Origin of the sequence: Azoarcus olearius (genome assembly GCF_001682385.1) — a bacterium.
In the GTDB taxonomy this organism is placed as follows: domain Bacteria; phylum Pseudomonadota; class Gammaproteobacteria; order Burkholderiales; family Rhodocyclaceae; genus Azoarcus; species Azoarcus olearius.
On the sequence record NZ_CP016210.1, the window covers coordinates 498,260 to 517,555 of the forward strand.

13 protein-coding genes are annotated in these 19,296 nt (G+C 71.5%); 10 read left to right on the top strand and 3 right to left on the bottom strand.

Features of this window, described 5'->3' with window-relative positions; all coding sequences use genetic code 11:
- The first annotated feature begins 127 nt into the window (after positions 1–127).
- On the top strand, positions 128–1,330 hold the full coding sequence (locus tag dqs_RS02320) for an ammonium transporter (protein WP_011764194.1): 1,203 nt from the start codon (positions 128–130) through the stop codon (positions 1,328–1,330).
- A 15-nt stretch (positions 1,331–1,345) separates the two neighbouring features.
- On the opposite strand, the gene dqs_RS02325 is transcribed toward dqs_RS02320, so the two are convergent.
- Positions 1,346–1,960, bottom strand: a complete 615-nt coding sequence (locus tag dqs_RS02325) for a Crp/Fnr family transcriptional regulator (RefSeq protein ID WP_011764195.1) — start codon at positions 1,958–1,960, stop codon at positions 1,346–1,348.
- An 88-nt stretch (positions 1,961–2,048) separates the two neighbouring features.
- Between dqs_RS02325 and dqs_RS02330 the strand changes: the two genes are divergently transcribed.
- Positions 2,049–2,534: a hypothetical protein gene (locus dqs_RS02330; RefSeq protein WP_065339548.1), complete on the top strand. Its 486-nt coding sequence runs from the start codon at positions 2,049–2,051 to the stop codon at positions 2,532–2,534.
- A gap of 42 nt (positions 2,535–2,576) precedes the next feature.
- Here dqs_RS02330 and dqs_RS02335 read toward each other — a convergent pair whose 3' ends face one another.
- Positions 2,577–5,384 (bottom strand): choice-of-anchor I domain-containing protein, encoded by a 2,808-nt coding sequence (locus dqs_RS02335; protein ID WP_065339549.1) that lies wholly within the window; start codon positions 5,382–5,384, stop codon positions 2,577–2,579.
- A 257-nt stretch (positions 5,385–5,641) separates the two neighbouring features.
- On the opposite strand from dqs_RS02335, the gene dqs_RS02340 reads away from it, so the two are divergent.
- The 8 genes from dqs_RS02340 to dqs_RS02375 all read left to right on the top strand — a co-directional run bounded on the left by dqs_RS02340 (position 5,642) and on the right by dqs_RS02375 (position 18,444).
- The gene (locus tag dqs_RS02340) at positions 5,642–8,113 is read left to right on the top strand and encodes an acyl-CoA dehydrogenase (RefSeq protein WP_065339550.1); all 2,472 of its coding nucleotides are present in this window, start codon (positions 5,642–5,644) and stop codon (positions 8,111–8,113) included.
- Between the two features lie 239 nt (positions 8,114–8,352).
- The gene (locus dqs_RS02345) at positions 8,353–9,663 is read left to right on the top strand and encodes an acetyl-CoA C-acetyltransferase (protein WP_236778723.1); all 1,311 of its coding nucleotides are present in this window, start codon (positions 8,353–8,355) and stop codon (positions 9,661–9,663) included.
- Positions 9,660–11,696, top strand: a complete 2,037-nt coding sequence (locus dqs_RS02350; protein ID WP_065339551.1) for a 3-hydroxyacyl-CoA dehydrogenase NAD-binding domain-containing protein — start codon at positions 9,660–9,662, stop codon at positions 11,694–11,696. Before dqs_RS02345 ends, dqs_RS02350 begins: the two co-directional genes overlap by 4 nt.
- Positions 11,693–12,097 (top strand): acyl-CoA thioesterase, encoded by a 405-nt coding sequence (locus dqs_RS02355; RefSeq protein ID WP_011764201.1) that lies wholly within the window; start codon positions 11,693–11,695, stop codon positions 12,095–12,097. Before dqs_RS02350 ends, dqs_RS02355 begins: the two co-directional genes overlap by 4 nt.
- Positions 12,098–12,198: 101 nt before the next feature.
- Positions 12,199–13,482, top strand: a complete 1,284-nt coding sequence (locus dqs_RS02360; protein WP_065339552.1) for an OmpP1/FadL family transporter — start codon at positions 12,199–12,201, stop codon at positions 13,480–13,482.
- Positions 13,483–13,521: 39 nt separating this feature from the next.
- The gene (locus dqs_RS02365) at positions 13,522–15,915 is read left to right on the top strand and encodes a 3-hydroxyacyl-CoA dehydrogenase/enoyl-CoA hydratase family protein (RefSeq protein ID WP_065341614.1); all 2,394 of its coding nucleotides are present in this window, start codon (positions 13,522–13,524) and stop codon (positions 15,913–15,915) included.
- A 455-nt stretch (positions 15,916–16,370) separates the two neighbouring features.
- Positions 16,371–17,567 carry an acetyl-CoA C-acyltransferase gene (locus dqs_RS02370; protein ID WP_065339553.1) on the top strand — a complete coding sequence of 399 codons (1,197 nt, stop codon included), beginning with the start codon at positions 16,371–16,373 and terminating at the stop codon, positions 17,565–17,567.
- Positions 17,568–17,643: 76 nt separating this feature from the next.
- On the top strand, positions 17,644–18,444 hold the full coding sequence (locus dqs_RS02375; RefSeq protein WP_065339554.1) for an enoyl-CoA hydratase/isomerase family protein: 801 nt from the start codon (positions 17,644–17,646) through the stop codon (positions 18,442–18,444).
- A 23-nt stretch (positions 18,445–18,467) separates the two neighbouring features.
- Here the strand turns inward: dqs_RS02375 and dqs_RS02380 are convergent, their stop codons facing one another.
- Entirely contained in the window at positions 18,468–19,253 is a 786-nt protein-coding gene (locus tag dqs_RS02380) for a YdcF family protein (RefSeq protein ID WP_041642235.1), read from the bottom strand.
- Between the last annotated feature and the right edge of the window lie 43 nt (positions 19,254–19,296).

Sequence of the window (19,296 nt, forward strand, 5' to 3'; positions counted from 1 at the left end):
AACGCAGCTTCTGGCACGGTATTGATGCACTTATTCCGTTGGCGTTCGTCGCAAAGCCAACAAAATCAAGCCCTCCGGGTTGGCGTGATGCTTGCTTTTGGTGCGTCGGCTTGATTCAGGAACCAAAATGGAACTCCATCACCCGGACAACGACGTCCTCTTCATTCTGCTGGGCGCCATCATGGTGCTCGCGATGCACGCCGGCTTCGCCTTTCTGGAGCTTGGCACGGTACGCAAGAAGAACCAGGTCAACGCGCTGGTCAAGATCCTCAGCGACTTCTCGGTCTCCGCGCTGGCCTATTTCTTCATCGGTTACGGCGTCGCCTACGGCATCCACTTCTTCTCGGGTGCCGAGGTGCTGCTCGAACGCAGCGGCTTCGAGCTGACCCGCTTCTTCTTCCTGCTGACCTTCGCCGCGGCGATTCCCGCCATCATCTCGGGCGGCATCGCCGAGCGCGCGCGCTTCGGCCCGCAGCTGATCGCCACCTTCGTGCTGGTCGGGCTGGTCTATCCCTTCTTCGAGGGCATCGCCTGGAACCAGCACTTCGGCTTCCAGGCCTGGCTGAAGGACAGCTTCGGCGCCGAATTCCACGACTTCGCCGGCTCGGTGGTGGTGCACGCGGTGGGCGGCTGGATCGCGCTGCCGGCGGTGCTGCTGCTCGGCGCGCGCCGCGGCCGCTACCACAGCAACGGCGCCATCGCCGCGCACCCGCCGTCGTCGATTCCCTTCCTCGCGCTCGGCGCGTGGATCCTCATCATCGGCTGGTTCGGCTTCAACGTGATGAGCGCGCAGACGCTGGAGAAGATCAGCGGGCTGGTGGCGATCAACTCGTTGATGGCGATGGTGGGCGGCACGCTGGCCGCGCTCGCGCTCGGCCGCAACGACCCCGGCTTCGCGCATAACGGTCCGCTCGCCGGCCTGGTCGCGGTCTGCGCCGGCTCCGACGTGATGCACCCGCTTGGTGCGCTCGCGGTCGGCGCGGTCGCGGGGGCGCTGTTCGTGCAGATGTTCACGCTGACCCAGAACCGCTGGAAGATCGACGACGTGCTCGGCGTGTGGCCGCTGCACGGCCTGTGCGGGGCCTGGGGCGGCATCGCCGCGGGCATCTTCGGCAGCACCGCGCTGGGTGGCGCGGGCGGGGTGGCCTTCCTGCCCCAGCTTGCCGGCACCGTGCTCGGCGTGGCGATCGCCGCGGGCGGCGGCTTTGCGGTGTATGGCGCGCTCAAGCTGCTGGTCGGCCTGCGCCTCGATCCGGAAGCGGAGTTCGAAGGCGCCGACCTGTCGATCCACAAGATTTCGGCCACCGCGGAACGCGAAACCGCGTGGTAGGGCGTCCGGCGGCGGTCAGCGCCGCCGGATGAAGTCCGCGCCCACCTCCAGGGTGCCATCGCGCGTGAGCCGCGCAAGGGCGCGGTACAGCGCCTCGTGGGTCAGGCCCAGCTCCGCCGCCAGCGCCTTGCGCGAGCCGGGCAGGTGCAGTTCGCCGTCCGCGCCCTCCGCTTCGATGTAGTGCAGGATGCGCGCCCGCGCGCTGCGCAGCGCCAGCCGTTCGCATTGCGCGCGGCGTTTGCGCACCTCCTGCAGCAGATGCGACATCCATTGCGCGCGGAAGGCCGCGCTGTCTGCCAGGCTGCGGCGGAATTCGGCCAGCGGAAACACCAGCGCCAGCCCGTCCTCCCCGGCAATCGCACTGCAGTGGTAGGTGTGCGATTCCAGGCTGGCTTCGGCCAGGAAGGCATCGCGTGCGCGCTGCATGACGGTTTCGGTGCCGTCGGGCGACAGGCGGCTCAGCCGCACCTCGCCGCGCAGGATGAAGAACATCTCGCGCGGTGCCGCGCCCGTCGCAAACAGGGTTTCACCGCGCCGGAAGGCGCGCCGGCGTGCCGCCGCGCGCAAGGCGGGCGGCATCGCTTCGAACGCGGGCCGCTGCGGCCAGTCGGGCGCCGTGGGGATATCCATATGATCGCGATCATAGGCGATCGCGGGTGGCGACGCTTATCGTCGGCCTCTTTCCGGGCCCTGCCGGCTCGTCCTGAAGGAGTCATCCGTGCGCCGTCACCTGCCCCTGCTGCTGTTGCTCGTCCTCCCGCTGGCGGCCCCCGCCCAGCATGATCCCGCCATGCATGGCGGGCACCACCACGCCGCGGGCGCGGCCGAGGTGCCCGACACCCGCGAGTGGGTGCGTTTTCCCCCGGCGATGACGGCGCACACCCTCGCCAACATGCGCGACCACCTGCTCGCGCTGCAGCAGATCCAGTCCGCGCTGGGCGAAGCACGCTACGACGATGCCGCGGAGATCGCCGAGCAACGGCTGGGGTTGTCGGCGCTGCGCAGCCACGGTGCCGCCGAATCGTCCAGGTTCATGCCCGCCGGAATGCAGGAAGCCGGCACCGCGATGCACCGCAGTGCCAGCCGTTTCGGCCTCGCTGCGCGCGACGCCGCCGCCACCGGCGACCTGGCGCCCGCCTTGAGGTCGCTCGCGCAGGTAACCGCAGCGTGCGTGAGCTGCCACGCCGCTTACCGCCTGCAGTAGGGCCGGCAGCGGCCGGCCCCGGCCGCGTGCAACGCGGGCTGCTCAGTCCTCCGCGCCCAGCCCCCACAGGTTCACCGTGCCGCTGATCTCGTTCGCCACCACCACCATCGGCTTGCCGGTCGGGCTGTCCTTGGCGGCGATGAAGCGGACGATTTCGGGGCCGCTGTCGGGGCCGACCGCGCTGCCGGCGAAGTTGCGCGAGTGCAGGTATTGCACGAAGGCGGGCGCGGCCGGGCGGGTGACGTCATACACCATCACGCCGCCGATGCGCTCCAGGCCGACGAAGGCGTAGGTGTTGTTGCCGATGGTGCCGACCGCGACGCCTTCGGGTTCCGGCCCCTTGTTGTCGGAGCGGTTGTCGAAGTTGTTCTCGTCGTTGTTGCTGTTGAAGTGCTTCGGGAAGGCGGCGGCGGTGCGCACTTCGAGTTCGCTGCCGGAATCCCACACCTGGGCGCCGGTGGTGGCGTTCCAGATCGAGAACGAGCGTGTGCCGAACACGTAGGGCACGCCGCCTGCGGGCGGCACGCTGGTCACGGTCAGGCGGCCGAGCTGCAGGTCGTCGGCGACTTCGGGCAGGTTGGGGTAGCTGGCCTTGAGGCTCTTCGCGCGCGCTTCCTCGGCAAAGCCGGGGTAGTCGCGGGCGTCGCCCTCGTTGGCGGTGACCAGGTAGCGCTGGCCGCCGACGGTGTAGCTGGCGATGGCATCCGGCTGGTACATGCCGCGCAGCGGCCAGTTGCGGATGTTCACCACGTTGTCCTTGTCCGACGCGTCCAGCCCGCCGGTGCGCAGGATGCCGAGCTGCACCGGTTCCGGCGTGTAGCCCGGCGCCAGGGTGTAGCTGCCGGTGGCGGCGTCGATGTTGATCTGGGCGACCCCGAAGTCGTTGTCGTTGATCAGCGCGATGGTGTCGGCGTCGATCACCGCCAGGCCTTCGACCTTCTGCACCGCGTTGTAGCCGGCGCTGGCGAGGTCGACATGCAGCACCTTGGCGACCGGCTTGACGCCGACGGACGAGAGTTCGCTCGCCGTCATCTGGTCGAGCGACTTGCTGACGCCGCCGACGGTGTAGAGCGTGTCCTTGGTGCTGATGTCGGTGGCGCCGGTGAGGCTGAAGGCGTAGACCTTCTTGGTGATGGTGGAGAGCGCGTCGTCCGGGCGGGCGTCGTCGTCGCGTTCCACCACCAGGAAGCCTCCGCCGGGCAGCGCGGCGGCGTCGCCGATCTTGTCGGCGCGGGTGTCGTCGGCGCCGGTGGCCGCCGGGTTGTCCATGATGTAGATGAACTGGCGGGTGGCGCGGGTGACCGGGTCGAACTCCACCACGCGCACGTTCTTCATCGCGTTGAGCGCGCTGTTGGCGAGGCCGGCCGGATTGCGCAGCGGGCTCTGCACGAAGGCGTAGAGCTTGCCGCCCTGCAGCACGATGGCCTCGAAGCCGCGGTTCTGGCGGCGCTGGGCGAGCACCGCCGGCAGCGCTTCGGTGCCGAAGGTGCCGGCGGCCTTGCCCGCGGCGGCAGCGGTGCCGACCGGCACGAAGCGGTCGAGCAGGCGGCCGCTGGGGTCGAAGTGGTAGATCGCCGGGCGGTATTCGTCGGCCAGCCAGAACGAGCCGTCGGTGTCGACCGCGATGCCTTCGAAGTCGCCGCCGAGCGGGTCGAGCGGCAGCACCTTGCCGCGCAGATCAACCGGCACTTCGTCGTTGTAGGCAGCGTTGGTGTCGCCCGAGAGCACGGTGTTGGGCAGGCCGGTGAGCGGGGTGCCGTCGCCGCGGCGCAGCAGGATCTGCTCGCCGAGTTCGACCGCGCCGGTGGCCGGGTCCAGCGTCAGGCGCACCAGGCGCGGGGTGAAGTCCGGCAGCAGGAAGGGGCGGTTGATGCCGGTGGGCTCGCCGTTGGGGCCGCGGTCGGTGTGGGTGATGAAGTGCAGCTTGCCGTCGGCGCCGCGGCCTTCGAAGTGCAGGCCGGAGAAGCCGCCCAGCGCGATGCTCTGGCCGGCGGCGGTGGTGCCGACCAGCGGCAGGTCCTTCAGCTCGTGGATCCTGAGCTGGGGCGCGGCGTTGAAATCCTTGTAGCCGAGCGCACGCACCTCGGTGACGCGCGCCTTGTCGATGTCGATCACCGCGATCGCGTTGTTCTCCTGCAGCGTGACGTAGGCCGTGCGGTCGTCTTCGCCGACGGTGATGTATTCCGGTTCCAGGTCCTGCGCGGCGCTGGCGCCCGGCCCGAAGATGCGCACGCCGGCCGGCAGCGGCACGCCGGCGAAGCTCACGGTGCGCACCTCCAGCTCCGGCTTCATCGGGATCACGTCGATGATGCTGACCGTGCCTTCCGGATCGGTGCAGCCGGCCCCGTAGCAGTCCGGCTCGCCCTCGTTGGCGACCAGCAGGCGGCGACCGTCGTGGGTGAAGGTGACCATGTCGGGCAGGGCGCCGACGGTGGCGCTGCGCTTGACGGTGCCGTCCGGGGTGAGGAACACGATGGTGCCCGGGTCGGTCTTCTTCTGCGCCTGCAGCGCCACCGCGATCAGGTTCTTGGACGACACCGCGACGCTGTTCACGCCGGCGCCCCAGGCGCGCAGATCGACCCGCTTCAGCAGCCTCGGCGCCGTGGGGTCGGCCACATCGACGATGTCCAGCGACACGTCCTTGGCATTGGTCACGTACAGGCGGTCGCCGCGCAGCGCGGCGGTTTCGCCGGACGATTCGAGGTGGGCGAGGCCGGTGGCGTAGGCGCCCAGGGGTTCGAACTGCGGCGCGGCACCGGCGCCGCCGGCGAGGGCGGCCAGCGCGAGGGACACGGCGACCGCGCTGGCGCGGCGCGCAACACGGCAGGAAAGGCGGCGGGTCGGGAGCATGGTGACGGATTCCGGGGGACGAAAACCGCGGATGATCGGCAGCGCATATGTCAAACGTGCGAAACCGGCATAGTCCGGTCGACGCCCGGCGTGATGCAATTCCTCTCCGCGCCGCCGGTGCGCGCGGCCGCGTTGCCTTGGCATGACGAAACGGCGGGGAACAACCCGGCGGGGCCGATGCCGAACGCCTACGTCCGGTTGCACACCGCGCGGCGAACACGACGCAAGATCGGGGCGCCCGCAACGAGGAGACGACGATGGTGTGGTGGATCCTGCTTGGCCTTCCCCCGTTGCTGGTCGCGCTCGCCTATCGGCGCGTGCCGCCCGTCGCATCCGCGCTGGCCGTGCTCGCCTGGCTGGCCGCGCTCGCATGGGCGGGCGGCTGGCCGCCGATGCTGGCCGTGGGTGCATTGCTCGCCTTGGGCGTGGCACTGGCGCTGCTGCTGGTGGCGCCCCTGCGGCGGCGCGTGGTCACCGCGCCGGTGTTCGCCGCCTTCCGCCGCGCGCTGCCGGCGATGTCGCAGACCGAACGCGACGCGCTGGAAGCCGGCACCGTGTGGTGGGAGGGCGAACTGTTCCGCGGCGATCCGGACTGGCGCCGCTTCGCCGGCTTTCCGTGGCCGCGCCTCAGCGCCGCCGAGCAGGCCTTCCTCGATGACGACACCGAGGCGCTGTGCCGGCTGGTCAAGGACTGGGACACCACCCGGCTGCAGGACATGCCGGCGCCGGTGTGGCAGTTCATCAAGGAACGCGGCTTTCTCGGCCTGATCATCCCGGCGGAATACGGCGGCAAGGGCTTTTCCGCCTACGCCCACTCGCAGGTCATCACCAAGCTGTCCACCCGCTCGTCCGCCCCGGCGGTGACGGTGATGGTGCCGAACTCGCTCGGCCCGGCCGAGTTGCTGCTGCACTACGGCACGCCGGCGCAGAAGCTGCACTACCTGCCGCGGCTGGCGCAGGGGCTGGAGATCCCCGCCTTCGCGCTGACCAGCCCGTGGGCGGGTTCCGATGCGGCGTCGATTCCCGATGCCGGGGTGGTGTGCACCGGCCAGTGGCAGGGGCGCGAGGTGCTCGGCATGCGGGTGTCCTTCGACAAGCGCTACATCACGCTGGCGCCGGTATGCACGGTGTTCGGCCTTGCGTTCCGCCTGTACGACCCCGACCACCTGCTCGGCGACACGGTCGATCTCGGCATCACCTGCGCGCTGGTGCCGCGCGAGCATCCCGGGGTGGAGATCGGCCGCCGCCATGTCCCGCTCAACGCGGTGTGGATGAACGGGCCGATCCGCGGCAAGGACGTGTTCATGCCGCTCGATTTCATCATCGGCGGGCCACAGATGGCCGGGCAGGGCTGGCGGATGCTGATGGAGTGCCTGGCGGCCGGGCGCAGCATCTCGCTGCCCGGCTCCAATGCCGGCATGCAGCAACTCACCGCGCGCGCGGTGGGCGCCTACGCCCGCGTGCGCCACCAGTTCAAGACCGCGATCGGCCGCTTCGAGGGGGTGGAGGAAGCGCTGACCCGGATCGGCGCCAACACCTATCTCAGCGACGCGGCGCGGGTGATGACCGCCGGCGCGATCGACCTCGGCGAGAAGCCCGCGGTGGTGTCCGCCATCGTCAAGTACCACGTCACCGAACGCGCCCGCCAGACGGTGAACGACGGCATGGACGTGATCGGCGGCAAGGGCATCTGCCTCGGCCCGCAGAACTTCCTCGGCCGCGCCTACCAGCAGGTGCCGGTGGGGATCACGGTGGAAGGCGCCAACATCCTCACCCGCAGCCTGATCCTGTTCGGCCAGGGCGCGATCCGCTGCCACCCGCACGTGCTGGACGAGATGCACGCCGCGGGCCGGGGTGATCTCACCGCGTTCGATCGCGCGTTCTGGGGCCACATCGGCTACACGCTGGGCAATGCCGCGCGCGCGCTGGTGACCGGACTGACCGGCTCGCACGTGGTCGCGGTGCCGATCGACGTGGCGCCGGAAACCCGCCGCTACTACCAGCAGCTCACCCGCTTCTCGGCGGCCTTCGCATTCATCGCCGACATCTCCATGGGCACCATGGGCGGCGCGCTGAAGCGCAAGGAAAAGCTCTCCGCGCGGCTCGGCGACATCCTCTCGCTGCTCTACCTGGCCACCGCGGTGCTCAAGCGTTACGAGGCCGAGGGCCGCCAGGCCGAGGACGCGCCGCTGATGCACTGGGCGATCTGGGACTGCATGTTCCGCGCCCAGAACGCCTTCGAAGGCGTGATCGCCAATTTCCCCAACCCCGTGCTCGCGACGCTGCTGCGGCGGCTGGTGTTTCCGCTCGGCCGGCCTTACGTGGTGCCGTCGGACGCGCTGGGGCACGCCGTTGCGGACCGCCTGATCGCGCCCTCGGCCACGCGCGACCGCCTGACCGCCGCGGTGCATCTGCCGGCCGACCTCGACGAGCCGCTGGGGGCGCTGGAGGCGGCGCTGGCGGCCACGATCGCGGCCGAGCCGGTCGAAGCAAAGGTGAAGGCCGCGCAGCGCGAGGGGCGCTTTGCCCCCGGCGCGCTGGTGGCGGGCGGCGTGGATGCGCTGTGGGCCCGCGCCCACACCGACGGCATCATCGACGCCGCCGAATTCGCGCTGCTGCAGCGCCGCGCCGAACTGCGCGACAAGGTGATCCGGGTGGACGACTTCCCCTTCGACCTCGCCGCCGAAACCGGCAGCGAAGCGGCGCCGAAGATGCGGGTGGTGGCATGAGCACCCGCGCCCGGCCGCCCGAAGCGGGTGCGTCCTCCCTCGGGGAGGATGTCGCGCAGCGACAGGAGGGCGGTGGCATGAGCACCCGCGCCCGGCCGCCCGAAGCGGGTGCGTCCTCCCTCGGGGAGGATGTCGCGCAGCGACAGGAGGGCGGTGGCGTGAGCACCCGCGCCCGGCCGCCCGAAGCGGGTGCGTCCTCCCTCGGGGAGGATGTCGCGCGGCGACAGGAGGGCGGTGGCATGAGCATGAATGCGATGCCGGAAGCACGCGACGTGTACATCATCGACGGCGCGCGCACGCCCTTCCTGAAGGCGCGCAACGCGCCCGGGCCGTTTGCCGCGGCGGATCTCGCCACCGCCGCCGGCAGCGCGCTGCTGCTGCGCCAGCCCTTCGCCCCCGATGTGCTCGACGAGGTCATCCTCGGCTGCGCCAGTCCGTCGCCGGACGAGGTCAACATCGGCCGCGTGGTGGCTCTGCGGATGGGCTGCGGGCCCCGGGTGCCCGGCTGGACGGTGATGCGCAACTGCGCCAGCGGCATGCAGGCGCTCGATTCCGCCTGCGCCAACATCCGCGGCGGCCGCGCGGATCTGGTGCTGGCGGGCGGCGTCGATGCGCTGTCGCGCGCGCCGCTGCTGTTCTCCGACGCGATGGTGCGCTGGCTCGCCGGCTGGTACGCGGCCAAGGGCGCGGGGCAGAAGCTGGCCGCGCTGCGCCACTTCCGCCCCGCCTACCTCGCGCCGGTGATCGGCATCGTGCGCGGCCTCACCGACCCCTATGTCGGGCAGATGATGGGCCAGACCGCCGAGAACCTCGCTTGGCAGTTCCGCATCAGCCGCGAGGAGATGGACGTGTATGCGGCCGAAAGCCACCGCCGCGCGATCGCCGCGCACGACGGCGGCCGCTTTGCCGACGAACTGGCGCCGCTGGTGGGGCGCGACGGCACGGTGTACGCGGCCGACGACGGCGTGCGGCGCGACTCCACGCCGGCCGCACTCGCGCGGCTCAAACCCTTCTTCGACAAGCGCTACGGCCGCGTCACCGCCGGCAACAGCTCGCAGGTCAGCGACGGCGCCGCGTGGCTGCTGCTGGCCTCGGCCGCCGCGGTGGAGCGCCACGGCCTGCAACCGCTCGGCCGCATCGTCGACAGCGCGTGGGCGGCGCTGCCGCCCGAACACATGGGCCTTGGCCCGGTGCATGCGGCGATGCCGCTGCTCGCCCGCCATCAACTGGCCACGCGCGACCTCGCCGCGTGGGAGATCAACGAAGCCTTCGCCGCCCAGCTCATCGCCTGCCTGCGTGCGCTGGACGACGACGGCTATTGCCAGGACCACTTCGGATTGCCCGCGCCCGGCGCGCCCGACCCGGCCCGCCTCAACGTCGACGGCGGCGCGGTCGCGCTCGGGCATCCGGTGGGCGCGAGCGGGGCGCGCATCGTGCTGCACCTGCTGCATGTACTGCGGCGCGAGGGCGTGGCCGGCGCGCGCGGCATCGCCAGCCTGTGCGTCGGCGGCGGGCAGGGCGGGGCGATGCTGGTGGAGGCAATGGCATGAACGCGGTGGCCGATCTCGCCCGCAGTGACTGGCAGCACTGGCGCATCGAGCGCAGCCCGGACGCGATCCTGTGGCTGTGGCTGGACCGGGCCGGCGCCAGCGCCAACACCCTGTCGGCCGCGGTGCTGGACGAATTCGAGGTGGTGCTGGCGGCGCTGGAGGCCAACCTGCCGGCGGCGCTCGTCATCGCTTCCGCCAAGCCGGCCGGCTTCGTCGCCGGGGCCCACATCGAGGAGTTCTCCGCGCTGCCGGATCCGCATGCGGCGCGCGCGCTGGTCGAACGCGGCTGGCGCCTGTTCGACCGCCTCGCCGCGCTGCGCTGCCCGACGCTGGCGCTGATCCGCGGCCACTGCATGGGCGGCGGGCTGGAGCTGGCCCTGGCCTGCCGCTACCGCCTGGTGGTGGATGAGCCCGCCACCCGGCTCGCGCTGCCGGAGGTAATGCTCGGCATCGTTCCGGCCTGGGGCGGCATGCGCCGCCTGCCGGCGCTGATCGGTCCGGTGGCCGCGCTCGACATGATGCTCACCGGCCGCAGCCTCGATGCGCGCCGCGCGCGCCGGCTCGGCCTCGCGGACGACTGCGTGCCGCCGCGGGTGATGGAAAACGCCGCCCGCGTGCTGGTCAGCTCGGGCCAGCGTCCGGCCTCGCCCGGCCTGCTCGCGCGCCTGCTCAACGGGCCGCTGAAGCCGCTGGTCGCGGCGCGCGCGCAGCGCCAGACGGCGGCCCGCGTCAGCCGCGCGCACTACCCCGCGCCGTTCGCGATCATCGACATCTGGGCGCGCCACGGCGGCAATGCGCTGGCCGTGCCGGCGGGCGATCCGGCGTCGCTGGAGACGATCTTCGCCTCGCCCACCGCGCACAACCTGGCGCGCGTGTTCTTCCTGCGCGAGCGGTTGAAAGGCTTCGGCAGGCAGGCGGCGTTCGCGCCGCGCCAGGTGCATGTGGTGGGCGCCGGCATCATGGGCGGCGACATTGCCGCGGTGTGCGCGCTGGCCGGGCTGCGGGTGACGCTGCAGGACCAGGGCGTGGACCGGATTGCGCCGGCCATCGCGCGCGCCGCGCGGCTGTTCGAGCGCCGCCTGCGCTGCGACGCGCGCGCGCAGCGGCTGGCGCTGGACCGGCTGATCCCCGATCCGCAGGGGCGCGGGGTGGCCGCGGCCGACCTCGTGATCGAGGCGATCAGCGAAAACCTCGATGCCAAGCGTGCGCTGTTCGCCGACCTGGAAGCCCGTGCCCGACCGGACGCGCTGCTCGCCACCAACACCTCCAGCCTGCGGCTGGCCGACATCGCCGCCGGCATGCGCACGCCGGCGCGGCTGGTGGGCATCCATTTTTTCAATCCGGTGGCAAAGATGCCGCTGGTGGAGGTGGTGAGCGCCGCGGCCACCGCGGCGGAGGATGCGGCGCGCGCGGCCGCCTTCGTCCGCCTGCTCGACAAGCTGGCGCTGCCGGTGCGCGATGTGCCCGGCTTCCTGGTCAACGCCGCGCTGGCGCCCTACATGCTGGAAGCCCTGCGCTGCGTCGAAGAGGGCGTGGCGCCCGCGGTGGTGGATGCGGCGCTGACCCGCTTCGGCATGGCGATGGGCCCGGTGGAACTGGTCGACACCGTCGGGCTGGACGTGGCGCTGGCGGCCGGCAAGGCCCTGGCGGCGGGCGCCGAGGTGCCGCCGCAACTGGCGGCGCGGGTGGCCGAAGGCAAGCTCGGGCGCAAGACGGGCGAGGGCTATTACCGCTGGGCGCCGCAGCCGGGCGGGGAGGCGCGCATCGTCGGGCGCGCGCCGGTGGAGGCGGTGCCGGAGGGACTGGCCGAGCGCGTGCTCGCCCCGCTGCTGGCGGCGGTGCGGCACAGCGTGGCCGAAGGCGTGGTGGCCGATGCCGACCTCGCCGATGCGGGGCTCATCTTCGGGGCGGGTTTCGCACCCTGGACGGGCGGTCCGCTGCATCATGCGCAGGGGCGCGATTTCCGGATTGGCGCCTCTGCTGCAAAGCAGCAAACTGGACCGGCTCCTACAACACAACAGGTATCGCGATGACCCCTCCTGTCGAGAACATCTCCCTCCCCGACGACAAGTTCCTCACCCTGCGCGTGGTGCCGATGCCCGGCGACCTCAATCCTTCCGGCGACGTGTTCGGCGGCTGGATCATGTCGATGGTCGACATCGCCGGCGCGATTCCCGCCAACCGCCGCGCCAAGTCGCGCGTGGCCACGGTGGCGGTGAACTCCTTCGTGTTCAAGCAGCCGGTCTCGGTGGGCGATCTGGTGAGCTTCTACGCGCGCGTGGTCGCCACCGGCCGCACTTCGGTGACGGTGGATGTGGAGGTCTATGCCGAACGCGGCCACGCCAATCCTTTCGTGGTGAAGGTGACCGAGGCCAAGCTGACCTACGTCGCGATGGACGAAAAGGGGGGCAAACGGCCGATTCCGGCCGAGTGACTGGCGGGTGCCCCGGCACGGGCACCTGGCTTGCTGACCGACCGGGGGGCACACCCCGGTGTGCCGGAGCGGCGGGGGCCGCACAGGAGGAGACGATACCGATGCAAACCACGACCCTGACCCGGGTAGCGGCGGCGCTTGCGCTCGCCGCCGGCCCGGCGCCGGCCTTCGCCGCCGGCTTCCAGCTGCTGGAGCAGAACGCCAGCGGCATCGCCAACGCCTACGCCGGCTCCGCCGCGGTGGCCGAGGACGCCAGCACCATCTTCTTCAACCCCGCCGGCATGACCGCGCTGCGCGAGCGCGAGCTGTCGGTCGGTCTCGCCGCGGTGCGTCCGCGCTTCGAGTTCAGCGACCGCGGCTCCACCGCCACCGGCGCGCTCGGGGGTGACGGCGGCGACGCGGGGTCGTGGGCCTACCTGCCCAACGCCTACGTGTCGTGGGCGCTGCGGCCGGATCTCTACGTGGGCGTCGGCCTCGGCGCGCCGTTCGGGCTGATCACCGAATACGACGACAACTGGGTGGGCGCCGCGCACTCGGTCAGCTTCGACATCAAGACCTACAACATCAACCCGTCGATCGCCTGGCGCGTCAACGAGCGGGTGTCGGTGGGCGGCGGGCTGAGCTGGCAGCGGATGGAGGTGGAGTACGAACGCGTCGCCGCGGTGCTGCCGGCGCCGCTGCCGCTGTCGAGTACGCGCGCGATCCTCGACGCCGATTCCGACGCCTGGGGCTGGAACGTGGGCGCCTTGATCACGCTGTCGCCGGCGACGCGGCTGGGGCTGTCCTACCGCTCGGCGATCAAGCACACGCTGGAGGGCGACTTGAAGGTGAAGGGCGCCGCGGCCGGCCTGTCGCCGGCACTGAGCAGCGGCAAGGCCAAGGCTGACGTCGAACTGCCGGATACCTTCATCCTCAGCGCGGTGCACCGGCTGGACGAGCGCTGGGAACTGCTCGGCGACATCAGCTGGACCGGCTGGAGCAAGATCGACAAGGTCGACATCGTGCGCGACTCCGGCCCCTTGAGCGGCGTCACCGTGCAGACGCTGGACACCGATTTCCGCGACACCTGGCGGGTGGCGCTGGGCGCGGGCTACCGGCTCAACGCGGCGTGGAAGCTCAAGGCCGGGCTGGCGTGGGATCAAAGTCCGGTAAAGGACAGGGCGCATCGTCTGGTTTCGCTGCCCGACAACGACCGCACCTGGTTCGCCGCGGGCGCGCAGTGGATGCCGGGCGGCGGCGTGCGGGTGGATCTGGGCCTCGCCTACCTCTACGTGCCGAAGACCAAGATCGACAACGACCAGGCGGCGCTCGGCCGCGGCCGCGTCACCGGCGAGTACGATTCCAGCGTGTGGATACTCGGCGCGCAGTACTCGGTGGCGTTCTAGCGGGTCGCGGCACGCCGCCGCACAGCAGGGGGGATGACGGTGAGCAAGATGCTGATACGCAAGGTGGCGGTGCTCGGCGCCGGCGTCATGGGGGCGCAGATCGCCGCGCACTGCGCCAACGCCGGTTTGCAGGTGATCCTGTTCGATCTGCCGGCGCCGGCGGGGCCGCCCGATACGGTGGTGGAAAAGGCGATTGCCGGGCTGGCGAAGCTGGACCCGGCGCCGCTCGCGAGCCGCGCGCTCGCCGCCGCGATCACGCCCGCCAACTACGGCAGCGACCTTGCCCGGCTGGGCGAGTGCGAGCTGGTGATCGAGGCGATCGCCGAGAAGATGGCGTGGAAGCTGGACCTCTACGCCAAGGTGGCGCCGCATCTCGCGCCCGGCGCGGTGTTCGCTTCCAACACCTCGGGGCTGTCGATCGCCCGCCTCGCCGAGGGCCTGCCGGCGGCGCTGCGGCCGCGCTTCTGCGGCGTGCATTTCTTCAACCCGCCGCGCTACATGGCGCTGGTGGAACTGATCCCCGCGCCGGACACCGACCCGGCCCTGCTCGATGCGCTCGAAGGCTGGCTGACCACGCGGCTGGGCAAGCGCATCGTGCGCGCCCGCGACACCCCCAACTTCATCGCCAACCGCATCGGCGTGTTTTCGGTGCTGGCGGTGATGCACCACACCACCCGGCTGGGGCTCGCGTTCGACGAGGTGGATGCGATCACCGGGCCGCGCATCGGCCGGCCCAGGAGCGCCACCTACCGCACCGCCGACCTGGTGGGCCTCGACACGCTCGCGCATGTGGTCGGCACCATGCAGGACGGCCTGCCGGACGACCCCTGGCATGGCCACTTCGCGCTGCCCGGCTGGCTCGACACCCTGATCGCCAACGGCGCGCTCGGGCAGAAGACCCAGGCCGGCATCTACCGCAAGGAAGGCCGCCAGATCCTCGTGTTCGAACCCGCCCAGCTGGATTACCGTGCCGCGGCCGGTGAGGTGGCGGTGGAGGTGGCAGAGATCCTCGCGCTGCGCGACCCGGCCGAGAAGCTGGCCGAACTCGCCGCCTGCGCCCACCCGCAGGCGCAACTGCTGTGGTCCAGCTTCCGCGACGTCTTCCACTACTGCGCCTACCACCTGGAGCACATCGCCGACAACGCGCGCGACGTGGATAGCGCGATGCGCTGGGGTTTCGGTTGGGCGCAAGGTCCGTTCGAAACCTGGCAGGCAGCGGGCTGGGCCGAGGTGGCGGCGGCAATCCGCGAGGACATCGCCGCCGGGCGCGCGATGAGCGACGCGCCGCTGCCCGACTGGGTGTTCGAACGCGACGGCGTGCATGCCGCGGGCGGGTCCTGGAGCCCCGCGGCCGCGGCGCTGCAGCCGCGCCCGGCGCTGCCGGTCTATGCGCGCCAGTTGCAGGCCGAGCGGCTGGTCGGCGAGGCGCCCCCCGAGCGTGGCGAAACCCTGTGGGAGTGCGGCGAACGCGGCGACGGCGTGCGTCTGTGGCGGCTGCCGGCGCTGGATGCCGGCATCGGCGTGCTGTCGTTCAAATCGAAGATGCACACGGTGGGCGGCGCGGTGCTGGAGGGCGTGCTGGAGGCGGTGGCGCGCGCCGAGCGTGATCTCGACGGGCTGGTGCTGTGGCAACCGGCGCCGTTTTCGGTCGGCGCCAACCTGCAGCAGGTGGGCGAAGCCTGCAGCGCCGGCGAGTTCGCGCGCCTGGAGCAGACCGTGGCCCGCTTCCAGCAGGCCGCGCTGGCGCTGCGCCACGCGCAGGTGCCGGTGGTGGCCGCGGTGGAGGGCATGGCGCTGGCCGGCGGCTGCGAGTTCCTGATGCACTGCGCCCACCGCGTGCTGGCGCTGGAAAGCTACGTGGGCCTGGTGGAAGCCGGCGTCGGCCTGATCCCGGCCGGCGGCGGCAGCAAGCAGTTTGCGCTGCAGGCCCACCGGCTGGCGCAGCGGGCGGCCGGGGGCGACGTGTTTCCGTTCATCCAGCGCAGCTTCGAGACCATCGCCAAGGCCACCGTGGCCAAGAGCGCGCACGAGGCGGTGCAACTCGGCTTCGCCGCGCCCGGCGACGACATCGTGCTCCATGCGCAGGAGGTGCTGTACGTGGCGCTCCGTCGCGCCCGCGCACTGGCCGAAGCCGGCTGGCACCCGCCGCTGCCCGAACGCGCGGTGGTGGTCGCCGGGCGCAACGGCATTGCCACCTGCGAGCTGATGCTGGTGAACATGGCCGAGGGCGGTTTCATCTCGGCGCACGACTACAAGGTTGCCAAGGCCGCTGCGACCGCGCTGTGCGGCGGCGAGGTGGACACCAACGCGCGGGTGAGCGAGCAGTGGATCCTGGACGTGGAGCGGGCGCTGTTCGTGGAACTGCTGCAGACCGAGGCGACGCAGCAGCGGATCGCGCACATGCTGCAGACGGGGAAGCCGTTGCGGAATTGAGGGGCCGTTAGGGGGGCGTGGACGCGTGGTGGCGCGATTCGGCAGGACCATGGGCAGGAGGAGCGGGATCCGGTCTGGCGCGGCCCTTCACCCCATCCCCACCCCAACCCGGTAGCCGGTGCCGCAGGGCACCGTCGTTCGGTCAGCGGCAAGCAGCGCTTGCCGAAACCCTGCCCTCACCCCCTTGAAGGGGAGGGGGCTAAGCGCGCCGGTTCGGCCCTTGCAAGGAGAGCGCCCGGGCAGCGCGTCGGCATCGGCAAGCGCTTCGCCCTTCGCTCTTCCAGCCGCCCGACCTGCCAGCGGCGACTTGGCTGCAGGGACGGGTGGGGCGTTTGTGGAGAGGGCGAGGACTGTCCGAGGGCGCGTAGCGAACGAGTTCCGCAGCCCTCGGAGCGAATGCCCCGCCTGGCGCTGCAACCATGCGTGGCACCGAAAGACACGAGGAGAACAGACACATGAGCACACAGGTCCAGGACGCCTACATCGTTGCCGCGGTGCGCACCCCGGTGGCCAAGCGCAATGGCGCTTTCCGCCATGTCCGCCCGGACGACATGCTGGCGCATGTGCTGCGCGCGGTCGTGGCCCAGGTGCCGGCGCTCGACGCCGGCGAGATCGGCGACGTGATCACCGGCTGCGCGATGCCGGAAGCCGAGCAGGGCATGAATGTGGCGCGGATCGGGCTGCTGCTGGCCGGGTTGCCGGAGCGGGTGCCGGGCGTCACCCTCAACCGCTTCTGCGCTTCCAGCCTGCAGGCGGTGGCTGATGCCGCCAACCGCATCCGCCTCGGCGAAGCCGACGTGATGATCGCCGCCGGCACCGAAAGCATGAGCGCGATGCCGCAGATCATGGGCAACAAGGTCAGCCTCAATCCCGAGATCTTCGCCCGCCAGGAAAACATCGGCATCGCCTACGGCATGGGCCTCACCGCCGAGAAAGTGGCCGAAGAGTGGAAAGTCAGCCGCGCCGACCAGGACGCCTTCGCGCTGCAGTCGCACCAGCGCGCCAGCGCCGCGATCGCCGATGGCAGCTTCGGCGACGAGATCGCGCCCTACACCGTGCGCAGCCACCTGCCGGGTGAAGGCGGCACCGTGCGGATTGCCGAGCGCATCGTCGACACCGACGAAGGGCCGCGCGCCGACGCCACGCTGGAAGCGCTCGCCAGGCTCAAGCCGGTGTTCGCCGCGCGCGGCTCGGTCACCGCCGGCAACAGCTCGCAGATGTCCGACGGCGCCGGTGCGGTGCTGCTGATGAGCGAGACCGCGCTGCAACGCTACGGCGTGACGCCGCTTGCGCGCTTCCGCAGCTATGCGGTGGCGGGCGTGCCGCCGCGGGTGATGGGGATCGGGCCGGTCGAAGCGATCCCGCGCGCGCTGTGGCTGGCGGGCCTCGGGCTGGACGCGCTCGACCGCATCGAACTCAACGAAGCCTTCGCCGCGCAGGCGCTGGCCGTCATCCGCACGCTGGGGCTCGACCCGGCGCGGGTCAATCCGCAGGGCGGCGCGATTGCGCTCGGCCATCCGCTCGGCGCCACCGGCGCCATCCGCACCGCCACGCTGATGCGCGCGATGCGGCAGGGCGGCGTGCGCCACGGGATGATCACCATGTGCGTCGGCACCGGCATGGGCGCGGCCGCGATCTTCGAACGCGTATAGGCGGCGCGGGCCGCTAAACTTCCGGCTCTGGGCGGCGCCGCGGGTGCGCCGCCGCAACCCCCTGGAGCCCCCCGAGATGGCCGATACCGTATTGCTCGACGTCGCCGATGGCGTCGCCACCCTGACGCTGAACCGCCCCGACGTGCTCAACGTATTGTCGGTGGCGATGATGCAGGACCTTGCCGAAGCGGTCCGCGCGCTTGCCGCGCGCAAGGACGTGGCGGTGGTGGTCATCACCGGCGCCGGCGCGCATTTCATGGCCGGCGGCGACCTGAAGGACTTCTCCGAGCACCTGCACCTGTCGTCCGAGGCGCGCCTGGCGACCTTCCGCGCGATGATCGCGCAGCACATCAATCCCACCGTGGAAACCCTGCAGGGCCTGCCGCAGCCGGTGATCGCCAAGGTGCGCGGCGCCTGCGCCGGCTTCGGGCTGTCGCTGATGCTGGGCTGCGACTTCGCGCTGTGCGCCGACAACAGCGTGTTCACCACCGCCTATTCGGCGATCGGCCTGCCCGGCGATGGCGGCGCATCCTACTTCCTGCCGCGCCTGGTCGGTCGCCGCAAGGCCGCCGAGCTGCTGCTGCTGGCCGAGCGCTTCGACACCGCCGAAGCCCTGCGCCTGGGCCTGATCAACCGCGCCGTGCCGGAGGCCGAACTGGATGCGGTGACCGAGCAGTTCGTCGCCCGGCTCAAGGCCGGTCCGCGCCACGCCTATGCCGAGATCAAGCGCCTGCTCGCCGGCTCGCACGACAACCAGCTCGAGTCGCAACTGCAGAACGAGGCCGAAGCCTTCGGCCGCTGCGGTGCCACCGCCGACTTCGCCGAAGGCGTCACCGCCTTCCTCGGCAAGCGCAAGCCGGGCTTCAAGGACGTCTGAGCCGCCGCCGGCCGGCCTGCTGCTCAGCGGCTCAGCCGGTAGGCGAGCAGGCCCATCCATTCGTGCAGCGCGTACCAGCCGGCGTAGGCCGTGCCCTGGCTGGGCAGGCTGGGCCACACCTCGTCGTCGTCGTCGGCGCGCTCGGGGCCGGGCCCCAGCCACGCGGTGGGGGCCGGCACCACCGCCAGTCCGTGCAGGGCGAATTCCGCCTCCGCGCGCCGCATGTGCGCGGCGTGGGTCACCAGCACCACCCGCGTGACCCCGTCGGCGCGCAGCATCGCTGCCGACAGGCGCGCGTTGTCACGGGTATCGAACGAGCCGCCTTCCTCCCAGCGCGGGGCGATGCCGAAGTCCTCGCGCAGCGCCGCCGCCATCAGCGTCGCTTCCGGCACATCGCCGCTGGGCGCGCCGCCGCTGACCAGCAGCGGCAGGCCGGTGGCGCGTGCCAGCCGGGCGCCGTAGCGCAGCCGTTCCAGCGTCAGCCGGTTCACCGTGTCGCCGCCGTATTCCGCGGCATGGCTGCGGCGGCCGCCGCCGAGGATGACGATCGCCTGCGCGCCGCGCGCCGCTTCCATGTCCACCACGGCCGTGGGCTCCAGCGGCACCAGCATGCGGCTGACCGAGGCCGGCGTGCTCAGCAGCAGCCCGGCGGCGATGCCGCTCCAGGCCAGCGCCAGCCCGAGGCGGCGCCGGCGCCGCAGCAGTAGCAACCCGGCCGCGCCCAGCACCAGCGGCAGCAGCGGCGGCAGCACGAAGGCCGCGACCAGTTTCTTCAGCCAGAACAGCAGCAGCGCAAAATCGAAAGTCATCGGGATTTGGCGGGCGAGGGTGGGGCCAGTATTATCGGCGCAA